The 14,757-nt window shown below is 66.2% G+C and carries 16 protein-coding genes and 2 tRNA genes; 14 read left to right on the top strand and 4 right to left on the bottom strand.

Annotated features, from left to right (window positions below; translation table 11 throughout):
- Positions 1-35 precede the first annotated feature (35 nt).
- The 5 genes from ACFQRC_RS02575 (at position 36) to ACFQRC_RS02555 (ending at position 3,869) form a co-directional block, all read left to right on the top strand.
- A complete protein-coding gene (locus ACFQRC_RS02575; protein WP_379957438.1) occupies positions 36-1,871 on the top strand; it encodes a DUF885 domain-containing protein in 1,836 nt (611 codons plus the stop codon).
- 72 nt (positions 1,872-1,943) lie between these two features.
- Positions 1,944-2,028 (top strand) — tRNA-Leu (locus tag ACFQRC_RS02570).
- A gap of 105 nt (positions 2,029-2,133) precedes the next feature.
- Positions 2,134-3,336 carry an AI-2E family transporter gene (locus tag ACFQRC_RS02565; protein WP_379957436.1) on the top strand — a complete coding sequence of 401 codons (1,203 nt, stop codon included), beginning with the start codon at positions 2,134-2,136 and terminating at the stop codon, positions 3,334-3,336.
- Positions 3,337-3,388: 52 nt separating this feature from the next.
- Positions 3,389-3,465: transfer RNA gene (locus ACFQRC_RS02560), tRNA-Asp, on the top strand.
- 185 nt (positions 3,466-3,650) lie between these two features.
- Entirely contained in the window at positions 3,651-3,869 is a 219-nt protein-coding gene (locus tag ACFQRC_RS02555) for a hypothetical protein (protein ID WP_379957434.1), read from the top strand.
- A gap of 94 nt (positions 3,870-3,963) precedes the next feature.
- Here the strand turns inward: ACFQRC_RS02555 and ACFQRC_RS02550 are convergent, their stop codons facing one another.
- The 4 genes from ACFQRC_RS02550 to ACFQRC_RS02535 all read right to left on the bottom strand — a co-directional run bounded on the left by ACFQRC_RS02550 (position 3,964) and on the right by ACFQRC_RS02535 (position 5,435).
- Positions 3,964-4,176, bottom strand: a complete 213-nt coding sequence (locus tag ACFQRC_RS02550; protein WP_379957432.1) for a DUF2842 domain-containing protein — start codon at positions 4,174-4,176, stop codon at positions 3,964-3,966.
- Positions 4,173-4,754 (bottom strand): 5-formyltetrahydrofolate cyclo-ligase, encoded by a 582-nt coding sequence (locus ACFQRC_RS02545; RefSeq protein ID WP_379957430.1) that lies wholly within the window; start codon positions 4,752-4,754, stop codon positions 4,173-4,175. The genes ACFQRC_RS02550 and ACFQRC_RS02545 overlap by 4 nt, the downstream gene beginning before the upstream one ends.
- A gap of 152 nt (positions 4,755-4,906) precedes the next feature.
- On the bottom strand, positions 4,907-5,230 hold the full coding sequence (locus ACFQRC_RS02540; RefSeq protein WP_379957428.1) for a cell division protein ZapA: 324 nt from the start codon (positions 5,228-5,230) through the stop codon (positions 4,907-4,909).
- Between the two features lies 1 nt (position 5,231).
- Positions 5,232-5,435 carry a hypothetical protein gene (locus ACFQRC_RS02535; RefSeq protein WP_379957426.1) on the bottom strand — a complete coding sequence of 68 codons (204 nt, stop codon included), beginning with the start codon at positions 5,433-5,435 and terminating at the stop codon, positions 5,232-5,234.
- Between the two features lie 141 nt (positions 5,436-5,576).
- Between ACFQRC_RS02535 and tkt the strand changes: the two genes are divergently transcribed.
- The 9 genes from tkt to efp all read left to right on the top strand — a co-directional run bounded on the left by tkt (position 5,577) and on the right by efp (position 14,727).
- Positions 5,577-7,556 (top strand): transketolase, encoded by a 1,980-nt coding sequence (gene tkt, locus ACFQRC_RS02530; RefSeq protein ID WP_379957424.1) that lies wholly within the window; start codon positions 5,577-5,579, stop codon positions 7,554-7,556.
- Positions 7,557-7,643: 87 nt separating this feature from the next.
- Entirely contained in the window at positions 7,644-8,654 is a 1,011-nt protein-coding gene (gap, locus tag ACFQRC_RS02525; RefSeq protein ID WP_379957422.1) for a type I glyceraldehyde-3-phosphate dehydrogenase, read from the top strand.
- A gap of 132 nt (positions 8,655-8,786) precedes the next feature.
- Positions 8,787-9,983 (top strand): phosphoglycerate kinase, encoded by a 1,197-nt coding sequence (locus ACFQRC_RS02520; protein ID WP_379957420.1) that lies wholly within the window; start codon positions 8,787-8,789, stop codon positions 9,981-9,983.
- Between the two features lie 13 nt (positions 9,984-9,996).
- A complete protein-coding gene (locus tag ACFQRC_RS02515; protein WP_379957418.1) occupies positions 9,997-10,890 on the top strand; it encodes a fructose bisphosphate aldolase in 894 nt (297 codons plus the stop codon).
- A 104-nt stretch (positions 10,891-10,994) separates the two neighbouring features.
- On the top strand, positions 10,995-11,531 hold the full coding sequence (locus ACFQRC_RS02510; RefSeq protein ID WP_379957416.1) for a class I SAM-dependent methyltransferase: 537 nt from the start codon (positions 10,995-10,997) through the stop codon (positions 11,529-11,531).
- Positions 11,531-12,211, top strand: a complete 681-nt coding sequence (gene thiE / locus ACFQRC_RS02505; RefSeq protein ID WP_379957414.1) for a thiamine phosphate synthase — start codon at positions 11,531-11,533, stop codon at positions 12,209-12,211. Before ACFQRC_RS02510 ends, thiE begins: the two co-directional genes overlap by 1 nt.
- A 228-nt stretch (positions 12,212-12,439) precedes the next feature.
- Positions 12,440-13,465, top strand: coding sequence for a L,D-transpeptidase family protein (locus ACFQRC_RS02500; RefSeq protein WP_379957412.1), 1,026 nt, complete (start codon positions 12,440-12,442; stop codon positions 13,463-13,465).
- Complete coding sequence (locus ACFQRC_RS02495) at positions 13,462-14,094, top strand: M23 family metallopeptidase (protein WP_379957410.1); 633 nt, start codon at positions 13,462-13,464, stop codon at positions 14,092-14,094. The genes ACFQRC_RS02500 and ACFQRC_RS02495 overlap by 4 nt, the downstream gene beginning before the upstream one ends.
- Before the next feature lie 69 nt (positions 14,095-14,163).
- Positions 14,164-14,727, top strand: coding sequence for an elongation factor P (efp, locus tag ACFQRC_RS02490; RefSeq protein ID WP_379957408.1), 564 nt, complete (start codon positions 14,164-14,166; stop codon positions 14,725-14,727).
- Positions 14,728-14,757 lie beyond the last annotated feature (30 nt).

Below are 14,757 nucleotides of genomic sequence, written 5' to 3'. Positions count from 1 at the left end.
AAACATCTCACGAAATTCAAAAAGGGGAACACTCAATGGATCGCCGGTCTTTCATCCTGTCCGCCAGCACGGCTTCGGCCATCGCGCTCATGGTGGGTGGCGGCTTCACGCGCGCGGCCTGGGCGCAGGCGGGGACGGAGGATGCGAAGCTCGCCGCTCTGCTCGACCGCGTCTTCTACAATTTCATGGATACGAGCCCTGAATTCGCGACCATGCTCGGCCTCGACAAGGGGCCGCGCGCGCCGCTCCGGTCGCAGCTCTCCGATTATTCCAAGGCAGGACAGGCCCGCCAACTCGCGACCGCCAAAGGCTTCCACGCCGAGTTCGGCGCGATCGACCGCGCGGCCTTGTCGGAGACGAGCGCGCTCCATCACGATTGCGCCAGCTACCTGACCGACGGCATCGTCGAAGGCGGCGAGAAATTCCCATACGGCAATAATGGCGTCGGCTACACGCCTTACGTCATCAGCCAGCAGGACGGTGCCTATCAGAGCGTGCCGGATTTCCTTGATTCGCAGCATCCGATCAAGGATGGAACGGACGGCGACGCCTATCTGGCGCGGCTGTCCGGCTTCGCGACCGCGCTCGACCAGAACAGCGAGAGCGTCCGCGCCGACGCCGCTCTCGGCGTTTTCGCGCCCTCCTTCGCCCTCGACACGGCGCTGGGCCAGATGAAAGCGCTGCGCGACCAGCCCGCGGCCCAGACCGTGCTCGTCACCTCGATCGCGCGACGGGCCAGGGAAGCCGGGCTCGCGGGCGACCATGCGGCCCAGGCCGAGGCGATCGTCGCCGACAAGGTCTTCCCCGCGCTGGACCGGCAGATCGCTTTGGTCGAGGAGCTGCGGGCGAAGGCGAGTGACGACGCCGGCGTGTGTCGCCTGCCCGACGGCGCCGATTATTATGCCGCCGCGGTGCGCTCGTCGACGACCACGACGATGAGCCCGGAGGAGGTCCACCAGCTCGGTGTCGAACAGGTTGCGGACATCACCGCGCGGATCGATACGATCCTCAAGGCGCAGGGGATGAGTGGCGGCACGGTCGGCGCGCGGCTGACCGCGCTCAACCAGGATCCGGCGCAGCTCTATCCCAACAATGACGAGGGCAGGGCGGCCCTGATCGCCAGCCTCAACGCGCAGATGAAGGAGCTGGATGCGCTGCTGCCCCAGGCGTTCGCGACCCTGCCCAAGGCCAAGGTCGAGGTCGTCCGGGTGCCGGAGCTCATCCAGGACGGCGCATCCAACGGCTATTACAATCTCGCCCCGTTCGACGGGTCCCGTCCGGCGCTTTATTATATCAACCTCAAGGACACGCATGACTGGCCGAAATACGGCCTTGCTTCGCTCACCTATCACGAGGCCTCGCCCGGTCATCACCTCCAGATCAGCCTGGCGCAGGAGAGCCCGGCGACGCCGATGCTGCTGAAACTGAGCCCGTTCGGCGCCTATACGGAAGGGTGGGCGCTTTATGCCGAGCAGCTCGCCGACGAGATGGGCGTCTATGAAGGCGATCCGCTGGGCCGCGCCGGCATGCTCCAGTCTTTGCTGTTCCGCGCGGCGCGGCTGGTGGTCGATACCGGCATCCACCACAAGCGCTGGAGCCGCGAGCAGGCGACCGATTACATGGTCGAGACGATCGGCTTCCCCCGCCCGCGCACCCAGCGCGAGATCGACCGCTACTGCGTCTCGCCCGGCCAGGCGTGCAGCTACAAGGTCGGCCACACGATGTGGGACCGCATCCGCGGCGAGGCGAAGGCGGCGCTCGGTGATCGCTTCGATATTCGCCAGTACCACCAGATCCTGCTCAAGGGCGCGATGCCGCTGACCGTCCTTGAGCGGCAGGTCGACAAATGGGTCCAGCAGCGGATGGCCTGAGCCGACCGGCGCGATAACTTCCCAGGTTGCGGGGCGGAGGGCGGTGCGCTAGGCACCGCGCCCTGCCTCCGTGCCCCTGTGGCGGAATTGGTAGACGCGCTCGACTCAAAATCGAGTTCCGCAAGGAGTGCCCGTTCGACTCGGGCCAGGGGCACCATCGCCGCGCCGGCGCTCAGCCAAGCGCACGGATAGCGGTCTGGTAAGATAGGAAAAAGGCGGGCATTCTCGCGCGGCCTCTTGGTGGCGGGAGCGAGGGATTCGGATGAAGCGGCTGCGGGGCATCGACGGGCAGGAGCAGGAGCGGCTCGCCGACGAGTTGCACCTCGAATCGGAGGCGATCGCCTTTCGCCGCGACCGGCTGCTCGCGGCGCTGACCCTCATCGCCGGCGCCGGCCTAGCGATCGCGCTTCCGTTCGCATTGCGGGCCGGAGCCGAATTCTTCCTGCCTGTGACGGCGGCGCTGGTGATCGCGGTCGCCCTGGTGCCGCTGCTCGAATGGTTCGAGCGGAGGCGCGTGCCTTCGGGGCTTTCGGCGCTGATCTGCGTGCTGCTGTTCATCGCCCTCGCCAACATCGCAGTCGCCTCGATCGTCCTGCCCGCGACCGAATGGATCAGGCTGCTTCCCGCGCGGATCGGGCGGATCCGGGAGACGCTGGCGCCATTGCTCGACATCTATGCGAGCCTCGAACGGTTCATCGACGACATCGTCGTCGAATTCGGCAATTCGGGCGCCGCCGAGCAGAGGGTCACGGTCGAAACGCCCAATTCGATGCTGGACCTGATCGCCTCGTCCGCGCCTTATGCGGCGATCCAATTGTTCTTCGCCGTGCTGGTCATCTTCTTCTTCCTCGCCGGCTGGACGCGGATGCGCAAGCAGACCATCACCACCCGCGCCAGCTTCGACGGCGCGATGACGACCGCCCGGGTCATCCAGCAGGTCGTCGACGCCACCTCCACCTATCTCGGCACCATCACCCTGGTGAACATGTCGATGGGCCTGGTTGTGGCGCTCGTCCTGTGGCTGCTCGACATGCCGACGCCGTTGATGTGGGGCGGCATCGTCGCCGTGTTGAACTACATTCCCTATCTCGGGCCGATCGCCTCCACCTTATTGCTCGCGCTTGGCGGACTGATGGCGTTTGCCGATCCTTTCTACGCCTGGCTGCCGGCGATCAGCTTCGCGGTCATCCATCTCATCGAGGCGAACATCATCACGCCTTCGGTCGTGGGCCGGAGGCTCACCATCAATCCGCTGCTGATCCTGCTCGCCTTGAGCTTCTGGGCGTGGGTGTGGGGGACGACGGGGGCGCTGCTCGCCGTGCCGCTGCTCATCATTCTCAAGACCGTCCTCGACGCCGCCGGCAAGCCCGACATCGCCGGATTCCTGTTCGAGGAAGGCACGCTCACCGGCGGCCATCATGACGAGCTGGCCGAGGATCATGCCGCGCCGCAAAATAGGCGTTAGCCTCGCTTGACAGCCTCCGGGTGCTCGCCTAGTTCGCGCCCCACACATCCACGCGGGTGTAGCTCAGTTGGTTAGAGCGCCGGCCTGTCACGCCGGAGGTCGCGGGTTCGAGCCCCGTCACTCGCGCCATTTTTCCCAATGAATCCATGCCTTTCGTCATGCGTTCCGCGTAACCTGCGGAGCGGGCCAATCAATTTTATTGTGTTACCTGCCTAATATACCTAAATTGGGGGATGCGGGGCAGGTATGATTTGCCTAGAAGCAGCCTCGGGCTAGTTGAAAACAAGGGTGGAATTATGAGGAAATTTGTATCCGTGGCAGCCGCCGCGGCGCTGATCGCGGTTGCTCCGGCGGCCGCGCAGTCGCAAGCGACGATCACGCCGGCGGCCGAAACGAGCCTTGGCAGCGATGGCGCCAATGCTCAATTCGATGGCGGCACCAGCACCTACCTGATCGCGGCCGTCCTGCTCGGCCTCGTCATCTGGGGCGTGATCGAGCTGACCGACGATAACGAGACGGTCAGCCCTGACTGATCGATAATAACAGAAAAGCTGGGTTCCTGAGACGCTCCCGCCTTCCGGCGGGGGCGTTTTTTTATGCGACGGATCGCCGCATCGACGGCTTCCTTCAGGCTCGCCAGCGGCCGGTTTCCATCCACCGCAGCAAGGGCTTGAGCGGCAATATCCAGACGATCCCGGCGACGCCGTAATAAAGCGCGTGGATCGGCCAGGGCAGGCCGGTGAGCAGGTCGGACGCGCTCGCCACGATCACCGTCCAGACCAGGATCAGCAGCAGGATGAGGCCCATGCCAACGGGTTTGCGCCAGCTCGGCTCGCTCATCGGCACTCAATCCATTCGGCGGGGGTGGCAAGGGCGTCCAGCGGGACGTCCCAGGGGTCGGCGGGAATGGGGATCTCGCTGATCTGCGTTTCCCAGCCAATGCCTATCGTGCGGACGCCATGGCCGCCTTCACGCAGGTGCGCAAGCGCCCGGTCGTAATGGCCCTTGCCGTGGCCGATGCGGGTCCCCCGCCGGTCGGCGAGCACCAGCGGCACCAGCACCAGGTCGGGCGCGAGCGCCTCCGCCTCGGCGGCCGGCTGGAGAACGCCCCACGGGCCAGGCTCGGCGGCGGGCGCCTCGCGAAACACCATCCTCGCGTCGCGGCCGGCGAACCAGGGGAAAGCGGCACGCTGGCCGTCGCCCAGAAAGTCCCGGATTCCATAGGGGCCGATCTCGTGCTTCAGAGGGTGGTAGAAAGCGATGACCCGTGCCCCGATCAGGTGCGGAGCGACGATGCCGGCGAGCTTCGCTTCCAGGTCGGCGCGCAAGGCGGGGGTCAGCGCGCGCGCGAAATCGCGCCGCTCTTCGAGGGCATCGGCGCGTATCTGCGCCTTGGAGGAGGGTGACGGGACCGCCATGGCCGTTGCTGGAATATCCTCTGACGCCTTCTACGTCAGGTGGGAGCCATTTAGACCGGACCAGGATCCGACCAGGGACAGCCCCCCAGGATGATGAATCGCCTCAGGGATGTTCGCATAAGCTCGTACCGGGCAGACCCGTCATCTCCTATCTAGGGGGCCTCGTGCCCGCGCTCAAGCCTGGCGGCGAGCGTTTCCATCCGTTCGGCCAGGCGTTCGAGCGCATCGGCGATGGCCGGGTCGGGTTCGGCCTCGACCGGGCCGCCGCCGCCTTCGCGCCGTTCCTTGAGCTCGTCGGCGAGGAGGAGCGAGGCGTAGAGCAATTGACGGGCTTCGCTCAGATTGCCGAGGGCGCCGCCAGCGTCGCGCGCCTTGCGGTCGACGATCGCCGCCACCGTGCGCAGATGGGCTTCCTCGCCGTCGCGGCAGGCGAGCGAATATTTGCGGGTCGCGATCTCGATGTCGACCGACGCCATATTATGCCCTTTCGCCGGCGAGCAGGCGGTCGATATGGACGATCGCCCCTTCGACCTTTCCGCGAAGCGCCTGGTGGACCTCGCGGAGCGCGACCAGTTCGCCATCGTCCCGCGGCGCGCCCCGCGTCTTTTCCGAAGCCGCCTCGATCCGGGCCAGCGCCCGCTCGATCCGGCCGATCGCCTGCATCGCCAGTTCATCTGCCATCGCCCAGCCATAGCATGACTGGACGACGCGGCAAGCGTTCGCCGTGGTGCCGGAGTTGACGCAAACGCCCCCGCCTATAAAGGAACCGGCAATGGGAGCGCCGCGAGTCGCCCGGCGCCGTCTCCATCTTAAGGGAAACGAATGTCCGTCGAACCGAGACTGCTCGCCAATGCCATACGCGCACTGGCCATGGATGCCGTTCAGGCGGCGAACAGCGGGCATCCCGGCATGCCGATGGGCATGGCCGACGTGGCGACCATACTCTTCACGGAATATCTGAAGCACGATCCGCAAGACCCTGAATGGCATGACCGGGACCGGTTCGTGCTCTCGGCCGGCCACGGCTCGATGCTGGTCTACGCGTTGCTTCATCTGACCGGCTACGAGAAGCCGACGATGGACGATATCCGCAACTTTCGGCAGCTCAATTCGCCCTGTGCCGGGCATCCCGAGAATTTCATGCTCGCGGGCATCGAGGCGACCACGGGGCCGCTGGGGCAGGGGTTCGCGATGGCGGTTGGCATGGCCATCGCCGAGCGGCATCTGAACGCCACCTTCGGCGACGATCTGGTCGATCACCGGACCTGGGCGATCGCCGGCGACGGCTGCCTGATGGAGGGCATCAACCACGAAGCGGTGGGCCTCGCCGGCCATCTGAAGCTCGGCCGCCTCAACGTCCTGTGGGACAATAACAAGATCACCATCGACGGCGCGACCGACTTGTCGACCTCGGAGGACATTCCCGCCCGCTATCGCGCGTCGGGATGGCACGTCGTTTCCTGCGACGGCCATGATTTCACCGATATCCGCCGCGCCCTCGACGAGGCCATCGCCGATCCGCGCCCGTCGCTGGTCGATTGCCGTACGATCATCGGCTGGGGCGCGCCCAACAAGCAGGGCACCGCCGCGACCCATGGCGCCGCCCTCGGCCCCGACGAAGTCGCCGCCGCGCGGGTTCAGCTGGTCTGGGACAGCGAGCCTTTCGATCTCCCGGGCGAGATACTGGACGCCTGGCGAGAGGCGGGACGACGGAATGCCGGGGCGCATGAGCAGTGGCGGGAACGCCTCGCCTCTCATTCGGAGCGGGAAGAATTCGTTCGCCGGATGGAAGGGCGCTTGCCGGAGGGCTTTTCGCTCGACGCCTGGCTCGCCGATCTGGCCGCCAATCCGCAGAAGGTGGCCACCCGCAAGGCATCGGAGCTGGCGCTTGGCGCGATCAATGACGCGCTGCCCGAGACGATCGGTGGTTCGGCCGACCTCACCGGCTCCAACAACACCAAAACAAAGGCGCAGAAGCCTTTGACGGCGGATGATTATTCAGGCCGCTACATCTATTACGGCATTCGCGAATTCGGGATGTCGGCGGCGATGAACGGGATGGCGCTGCATGGCGGCGTGATTCCCTATGGCGGCACCTTCCTCGTCTTCTCCGATTATTGCCGACCGGCGATCCGCCTGTCCGCGCTGCAGGGCGTCCGCGTCGTCTATGTCATGACGCACGATTCGATCGGGCTCGGCGAGGACGGTCCGACCCACCAGCCGGTCGAGCATGTGATGAGCCTTCGCATGATCCCCAATCTCGCCGTCTATCGGCCGGCGGATGCCGTCGAGACGGCGGAATGCTGGGCGCTGTCGCTCCAGCGTCAGGACGGCCCGTCATTGCTCGCCTTGACCCGCCAGAACTTGCCGCAGCTTCGCACCGAGCGCACCGACAACCGGTCCGCGAAGGGCGCCTACCGCCTCCGCGCAGCCGGTGCGGCTCGCAAGGTGGTGCTGCTTGCGACCGGCTCCGAAGTCGAAACCGCGATTGCGACGGCCGATGCGCTCGAAAGTCAGGGCATCGGCGCGGATGTCGTGTCCATGCCCTGCTGGAGCCTCTTCGACGCGCAGGACGCCGCCTATCGGGCCGACATTCTCGGGGGCGATGCGCTGCGGGTTTCGATTGAAGCGGGCACCACGCTGGGCTGGCAACGCTATACGGGCTTCGACGGCCTGAACATCGGCCTCGACCGCTTCGGTGCCTCCGCCCCCGCGGAGGATCTTTTCAAGCGCTTCGGCTTCACCGCCGAGGCTATCGTGCCACAGATTTTGGAAGCATTGCAAAACAGCCGTTCGGGCTGAGCCTGTCGAAGCCCTGTTTCTCCTCAAAGGAAGGACAGGCCTTCGACAAGCTCAGGCCGAGCGTTTTTGGGAACAGACGGGAGCAGATTGATGACCAGAGTTGCGATTAACGGTTTCGGGCGGATCGGCCGCCTCGTGGCGCGGGCGATCCTCGAGCGGCCGGATTGCGGGCTGGAGTTGGTCGCGATCAACGATCTGGCCGACGCCAAGTCGAACGCCATGCTGTTCAAGCGTGACAGCGTTCACGGCCCCTATCCCGGCGAGGTGAAGGCCGACGGCAACGACCTCGTCATCGACGGCAAGCGCATCAAGGTGACCGCCGAGCGCGATCCCGCCAAGCTGCCGCACGCCGAGAACCAGATCGACATCGCCATCGAATCGACCGGCTTCTTCACCGACCGCGCGTCGGCCCAGAAGCATATCGACGCCGGCGCCAAGCGCGTCCTGATCTCGGCCCCGGCCAAGGGTGTCGATTTGACCGTCGTCTACGGCGTCAACCACGACAAATTGACCGCCGAGCACACGATCGTGTCCAACGCCTCGTGCACCACCAACTGCCTGGCGCCGGTCGCCAAGGTCATGCACGAGGCCATCGGCATCGAGCGTGGCCTGATGACGACCATCCACGCTTACACGAACGACCAGAAGATACTCGACCAGATCCATCCTGACATGCGCCGCGCCCGCGCCGCCGGCATGTCGATGATCCCGACCACCACCGGCGCCGCCCGCGCCGTCGCCGAGGTTCTCCCCGAACTGAAGGGCAAGCTCGACGGATCGGCCATCCGCGTGCCGACCCCCAATGTCAGCCTCGTCGATCTCACCTTCACCCCCAAGCGCGACACCACGCTCGAAGAGGTGAACGGCGCGCTGAAGGCGGCGTCGGAGAGCGGCGCGCTGAAAGGCATCCTCGCTTATACCGACGAGCCGCTCGTCTCGATCGACCTCAACCACAATCCGGCCTCGTCCACGGTCGACAGCCTCGAAACGGCGGTGCTGGAGGGCAAGCTGGTCCGCGTCGTCTCCTGGTACGACAATGAATGGGGCTTCTCCAACCGCATGGTCGACACCGCCGGCGCCATGGCGAAGCTGATCTGACGACAAGGCCGGCAGGGTCCGTTCGCCCCGAGCGAAGTCGAGGGGCCCTGTCGAGCGAAGCCGAGGTTCTGCTGCTCGGCTCCGCTCGAACATGTGTCTCGACTTCGCTCGACACGAACGGGTGGTTGATTAGTGGGCCAATTCAAGACTCTTGACGACCTTGGCGATGTCCATGGCAAGCGCGCGCTCGTGCGGGTCGATCTCAACGTTCCGATGAACGACCTCGAAGTCACCGACGACACCCGCTTCCGCGCGACCCTGGAGACGGTCAATGAATTGTCGGGCCGGGGCGCGATCGTGCTGCTGCTCGCTCATTTCGGGCGGCCCAGGGGCGTGCAGAGCCCGGACATGTCGCTGTCGCTGGTTACCCGCCAATATGGCGAGACGCTGGGGCGCCCGGTTCGTTTCGTCGATGAATGCGCGGGCCCGGCGGTGGCGGAAGCTGTCGCGACCATGGGCCCCGGCGATATCGCGATCCTGGAAAATACCCGTTTCCACGCGGGCGAGGAGAAGAACGACCCCGAGCTCGCCCGGGCGATGGCCGAGAATGGCGATCTCTATGTCAACGACGCTTTCTCGGCGGCCCATCGCGCGCACGCTTCGACCGAAGGCGTGGCGCGCCTGCTCCCCGCTTATGCAGGCCGCGCGATGGAAAAGGAGCTGAAGGCATTGGAAGCCGCCCTCGGCAACCCCGAACGTCCGGTTGCGGCCGTGGTCGGCGGCGCCAAGGTCTCGACCAAGCTCGACGTCCTCCGGAACCTCGTCGCCAGGGTCGATCACCTCATCATCGGCGGCGGCATGGCCAACACCTTCCTCGCCGCGCGCGGCGTCGATGTCGGCAAGTCGCTCGCCGAGCATGATTTGACGGACACGGCGCTTGAAATCCTCGACGCCGCCGACCGGGCGAATTGCACGGTGCACTTGCCCTATGACGTGGTCGTGGCGAAGGAATTCGCGCCCAATCCGCCGACCCGCATCGCCAACGTCCACGAGGTCGCCCCGGACGAGATGATCCTCGATGTCGGGCCGGCGGCCGTCGAGGCGCTGGCCGACGCAATCAAGACCTGCCGCACGCTCGTTTGGAACGGTCCGCTGGGTGCATTCGAGACGCCGCCGTTCGACCGGGCCACGGTCGCGCTCGCGCGGACGGCGGCGGCGCTCACCCAAAGCGGCTCGCTGGTCTCGGTCGCGGGCGGCGGCGATACCGTCGCGGCGCTCAATCATGCCGGCGTGGCCGACCAGTTCACTTTCGTTTCCACGGCCGGCGGCGCGTTCCTCGAATGGATGGAAGGCAAGGCGCTCCCCGGCGTCGAAGCCCTTAAACGATAGAAGGAAGATTTTGATGCAGACCTCCGACATGACCGCCAAGATCAAGGACGGCGAAGGCTTCATCGCCGCGCTCGACCAGAGCGGCGGCTCCACCCCCAAGGCGCTCAAGGGTTATGGCGTCGAGGAAGGTGCGTGGGGTAGCGAGGAGGAGATGTTCGGCCTCATCCACGAGATGCGGACGCGGATCATCACCTCGCCCGCCTTCACCGGCGACAAGGTCATCGGCGCGATCCTGTTCGAGCGGACGATGGACGGCGAGGCGGACGGCAAGCCGGTGCCGGAGGTGCTGAAGGCGAGGGGCGTCGTCCCCTTCATCAAGATCGACAAGGGCCTGGAGGATGAGCGGAGCGGCGTCCAGCTGATGAAGCCGATGCCGGACCTCGACGCGCTGCTCAGCCGCGCCAGGGGGCTCGGCGTGTTCGGCACCAAGGAGCGCTCGGTCATCAACCTCGCCAATCGCGAGGGCATCGCCGCAATCGTTCGCCAGCAGTTCGAGGTCGGGCGGCAGGTTCTCGCCGCCGGGCTGATCCCGATCATCGAGCCCGAGGTCAACATCAAGAGCCCCGAGCGCGCCGAGGCCGACGGCATCCTGCTCGACGAGCTGACCAAGGCCTTGGACGCGATGCCGGGCGACGACAAGGTGATGCTGAAACTGTCGATCCCGACCGAACCCAACCTGTTCAAGCCGCTGGTCGACCATCCGCGCGTGCTGCGCGTGGTGGCGCTTTCCGGTGGCTTTTCGCGCGAGGAGGCGTGCCGCGAGCTCGCCAGGAATGAAGGCATGATCGCCAGCTTCTCGCGAGCCCTGCTCTCGGACCTGCGCGCCGGCATGAGCGACGAGGAGTTCGACCGCGCCCTGGGCGATGCGATCGAGGAAATCCATCAGGCCTCGACGGTGAAGGCGTAACGCTGGCCTTTCTCCGTCGCTACCTCGCCCGGCAGTTTGCGTGCCCCAGCGGCTGGGCGGGGCGGTGGCTGTTCGGTCCGTGGCTGAACCGCATCGGCCGGAGCATGAACCGGCTGACGCTCGAGCAGCTCGACCTCCAGCCGCGCGATCGCGTGCTGGAGGTCGGCTTTGGCGGCGGCGACCTGCTCGCTAGCGCCCTGGCGATCACCCGCGCCGAAATCGTCGGCATCGATATATCCGAAGCCATGGTCGCCCGCGCGAAGCGGCGATTCCGGAGGTCCGATCGTCTCAGTTTGTACGCGACGTCCGCTGAACGCCTGCCGCTGGCGGATGCGTCGATCGACAAGGCATGCAGCGTCAACAATATCTATTTCTGGGCCGATCCCGCGGCGGTTATGGCGCAGGTCGCCCGCGTGGTCCGGCCCGGCGGTATTCTCGCTATCTGCTTCGAACCGGCCGACGAGCTCCGCAAATGGCCGGGCCACCGCTTCGGCTTTCGGCTGTTCGAGGCGGGGGAGGTCGAACGGCTGATGCGCGGCGCGGGATTTGGCCCCGTCACCACCGTGGAGGGCGCAGGCCGCAAGCCGGATCGCTTTCTTTGCTTGAGCGCGCGCCGGCTTGGTGCTGAGAAGGAAATATGATGGACGATGACGATCTGGGCCTCGACCCGGAATTCGCCGCCCGCTTCGGCGTGGGCGGTCGGGCGCCCTGCCAACTCTATCTGATCTCGCCGCCCGCCTTAAACGAGGATTTCGCCCACACGCTTGCGGCCGTTCTCGAGGGCGGCCCGGTCGCCGCCTTCCAGCTTCGCCTGAAAGATACCTCCGACGAGGAGGTGTTGCGCGCGGCGGAAAGGCTGATGCCGGTCTGCGCCGCGCACGAGGTCGCCTTCATCCTCAACGACCGCATGGACCTGGCCAAGGCGTGCGGCGCCGACGGGGTCCATCTCGGGCAGGGCGACGGCGACCCGCGCGAGGCGCGCGCGTTGCTCGGCCCCTCCGCCCAGATCGGCGTGACCTGCCACGACAGCCGACACCTCGCCATGGAAGCGGGCGAGGCGGGGGCGGATTATGTCGCCTTCGGCGCCTTCTTCCCGACGACGACCAAGGAAACCCTCCATCGCCCCGACCCCGCGATCCTGGGTTGGTGGTCGACCGTGTTCGAGATTCCCTGCGTCGCGATCGGCGGCATCAGCCCGGCAAACGGTCGCGCGCTGGTCGAAGCGGGCGCGGATTTCCTGGCGGTGTGCAGCGCGGTCTGGGGCAACGAGCAAGGACCCGGCGCGGCAGTCGCCGCTTTCGAGGACGTGTTGCGGCGCTAGCGCAGGCCTTGCGCCACCATCGCTCGTAAAGTCAGGGCGTCGTAAATGGCGTGGGCCTCGATGTGGTTGTTGTAACAGCACCAGACGCCGCGGCCGCCTTTCGCCTGCTCCGCGATCCAACCGTCCAGCTCAGCATCCCCTCTTACGAGTAGCGGCCTCCAACTGCGCGGCAGGGATAGAAGTTTCCGCTGCGACGTTATGCCTACGAACCGTATCCGGAGTGCAATCGTGCGTGACCACAAAATTATCGCCGCTCTTATTCTGGTCGGCGCGGCCGCGGCGATCGCCGGCGCCGCCGTCGCTCAGGATGCGCCGGCTCCGGCGCGGTCGGAGCCGGCCGGCGAAATCGACGGCACCATCTTTCACGCCCAGGTCCTGCTCGATCGCGCCGGCTTCGCCCCCGGAGTCATCGACGGCAAGAAGGGCATGTCGTTCGAGGAAGCGGTGAAAGGGTTCCAGACGTCGCGCGGCCTGGATGTGACCGGCGTGCTCGACACGCCCACCCGCGCCGCCTTGCTCAAGGATCGCGCGCCTTCGACGCGGCGCCTGCGCATCGACGAGAGCGACGCAAGCGGTACATTCGTCGGCTCGATCCCCGACGATCCCGCCGACCAGGCCCGGATGGAGCGGCTCGGCTATCGCAACCTGCTCGAGAAGATCGCGGAGAAATTCCATACCACGCCTGCAACCATCGTCGCGCTCAACGATCCGCGCATGGCGCTCAAGGCCGGGACGGTGCTGCGGCTGCCGAATGTCCTGCCGAGCTCGCGCGATTATGGCGACGTGCCGGCGGAAGCGGCGCGGATGCTGAGCGACCTCAACGTCAGCGGCGACCTGCCGGAGGCGGAGCGGATCATCGTCGACAAATCCGACGGCGTTCTGCGACTCTATGGCGAAGGCGACCGCCTGATCGCGCAATTCCCCGCTACCATGGGGAGCGAGCGCGATCCGCTGCCGCTCGGCAATTGGCGGGTTACCAGCATCGCCTACAATCCTCCCTTCCATTTTCAGCCCGAGCTGTTCTGGGACGTGGCGGACGACGAGGCCGAGCAGCGGCTCCCGCCCGGCCCCAACGGCCCGGTCGGCGTGGTCTGGATCGATCTTTCCAAGGAGAATTACGGCATCCACGGCACCAGCGCGCCCGAGACGATCCAGCGCGCCCAGAGCCACGGCTGCGTCCGCCTCACCAACTGGGACGCCGCCCGCGTCTCCCAGATGGCGAGCGACGGCATGCCGGTGATCTTCCAGGCTTGACGAGGTTCAGGCTCTGGGCGACCAATATCGCCACCGCGATCATCGTCGCCTTCGTGACCAGCCTCTTCTGGATCATCGCCTACAGCAATGCGGGGGACGATAGCGGCGTGGAGGGGGCCGGCGACACGGCGACGGTCGAGACCGAGGGCGCGGGCAAGGTGGAGATCGCGGAAGGCCTCGTCGTCGGCCCCACCGGCCTCGCCATTCCGGTGGCGGGAGTGAAGCCCGGCCAGCTCGTCGATACGTTCACGCAGGCACGGGCCGGCGGCGCCAGAGTGCATGACGCGATCGACATCATGGCGGATCGGGGCACGCCGGTCGTCGCGGCGGCGCCGGGGCGGATCGAAAAGCTGTTCTTCAGCGACGGCGGCGGCGGCGTCACCGCCTATGTCCGATCCGACGACCAGCGCTGGGTATATTATTACGCCCATCTGCATGATTATGCGCGCGGGTTGCGGGAGGGGCAGCAGGTCAGGCGCGGCACCCCGATCGGCCGGGTCGGCAGCACCGGCAACGCCAATCCCGACGGCCCCCATCTCCACTTCGCGATCCACCGCATGGAGCCCGGCGAGGGCTGGTGGGAAGGCAGCGCGATCAATCCTTATCCCCTGCTTGCCGGCAGGGAATGACGGGCAATTGAATATGTGGAAGCCTCCCGCTACAGCGCGCCCGGCTCTTTTCAAAATTGTGAGACGGACATGAAGATCAGCGGCGTGGACATTCGTCCCGGCAACATCATCGAATATGAAGGCGGCATCTGGCGCGCCGTGAAGATCCAGCACACCCAGCCCGGCAAGGGCGGCGCCTATATGCAGGTGGAGCTCAAGAACCTCATCGACGGCCGCAAGAACAATGTCCGCTTCCGCTCCGCCGAGACGGTCGAGCGCGTCCGGCTCGACACGAAGGATTTCCAGTTCCTGTTTCGCGACGGGGATGCCCTGACCTTCATGGACAAGGAAAATTACGAGCAGATCACCTTGCCCGCCGACCTCCTCGGCGACGCCGCGGCCTTCCTCCAGGACGGCATGGATGTGGTGATGGAATTGTACGACGAGCGCCCGATCTCGGTGCAGCTCCCCGATACGATCGAGGCGCTGATCGTCGAGGCGGACGCGGTGGTGAAGGGCCAGACGGCTTCGTCCAGCTACAAGCCGGCGATCCTCGAAAACGGCGTCCGCGTGATGGTGCCGCCGCATATCGGCGCGGGAACCCGGATCGTCGTCGACGTTTACGAACAGACCTACGTCCGCAGGGCGGACTAACCAGGAGCGGGAAGAGACCCGTTCGCCCCG

It is taken from the genome of Enterovirga sp. GCM10030262, from assembly GCF_042666435.1.
Taxonomy (GTDB): Bacteria; Pseudomonadota; Alphaproteobacteria; order Sphingomonadales; family Sphingomonadaceae; genus Allosphingosinicella.
This window is presented reverse-complemented; position numbering and strand designations above follow the sequence as displayed.

What these genes read in the sequence shown, in the direction of transcription:
- ACFQRC_RS02575 (WP_379957438.1), top strand. Translation starts at nt 36, where the DNA reads ATGGATCGCCGGTCTTTCATCCTGTCCGCCAGCACGGCTTCGGCCATC.
- ACFQRC_RS02565 (WP_379957436.1), top strand. Translation starts at nt 2,134, where the DNA reads ATGAAGCGGCTGCGGGGCATCGACGGGCAGGAGCAGGAGCGGCTCGCC.
- ACFQRC_RS02550 (WP_379957432.1), bottom strand. Translation starts at nt 4,176, where the DNA reads ATGAGCGAGCCGAGCTGGCGCAAACCCGTTGGCATGGGCCTCATCCTG.
- ACFQRC_RS02545 (WP_379957430.1), bottom strand. Translation starts at nt 4,754, where the DNA reads ATGGCGGTCCCGTCACCCTCCTCCAAGGCGCAGATACGCGCCGATGCC.
- ACFQRC_RS02540 (WP_379957428.1), bottom strand. Translation starts at nt 5,230, where the DNA reads ATGGCGTCGGTCGACATCGAGATCGCGACCCGCAAATATTCGCTCGCC.
- ACFQRC_RS02535 (WP_379957426.1), bottom strand. Translation starts at nt 5,435, where the DNA reads ATGGCAGATGAACTGGCGATGCAGGCGATCGGCCGGATCGAGCGGGCG.
- tkt (WP_379957424.1), top strand. Translation starts at nt 5,577, where the DNA reads ATGTCCGTCGAACCGAGACTGCTCGCCAATGCCATACGCGCACTGGCC.
- ACFQRC_RS02515 (WP_379957418.1), top strand. Translation starts at nt 9,997, where the DNA reads ATGCAGACCTCCGACATGACCGCCAAGATCAAGGACGGCGAAGGCTTC.
- ACFQRC_RS02510 (WP_379957416.1), top strand. Translation starts at nt 10,995, where the DNA reads ATGAACCGGCTGACGCTCGAGCAGCTCGACCTCCAGCCGCGCGATCGC.
- thiE (WP_379957414.1), top strand. Translation starts at nt 11,531, where the DNA reads ATGGACGATGACGATCTGGGCCTCGACCCGGAATTCGCCGCCCGCTTC.
- efp (WP_379957408.1), top strand. Translation starts at nt 14,164, where the DNA reads ATGAAGATCAGCGGCGTGGACATTCGTCCCGGCAACATCATCGAATAT.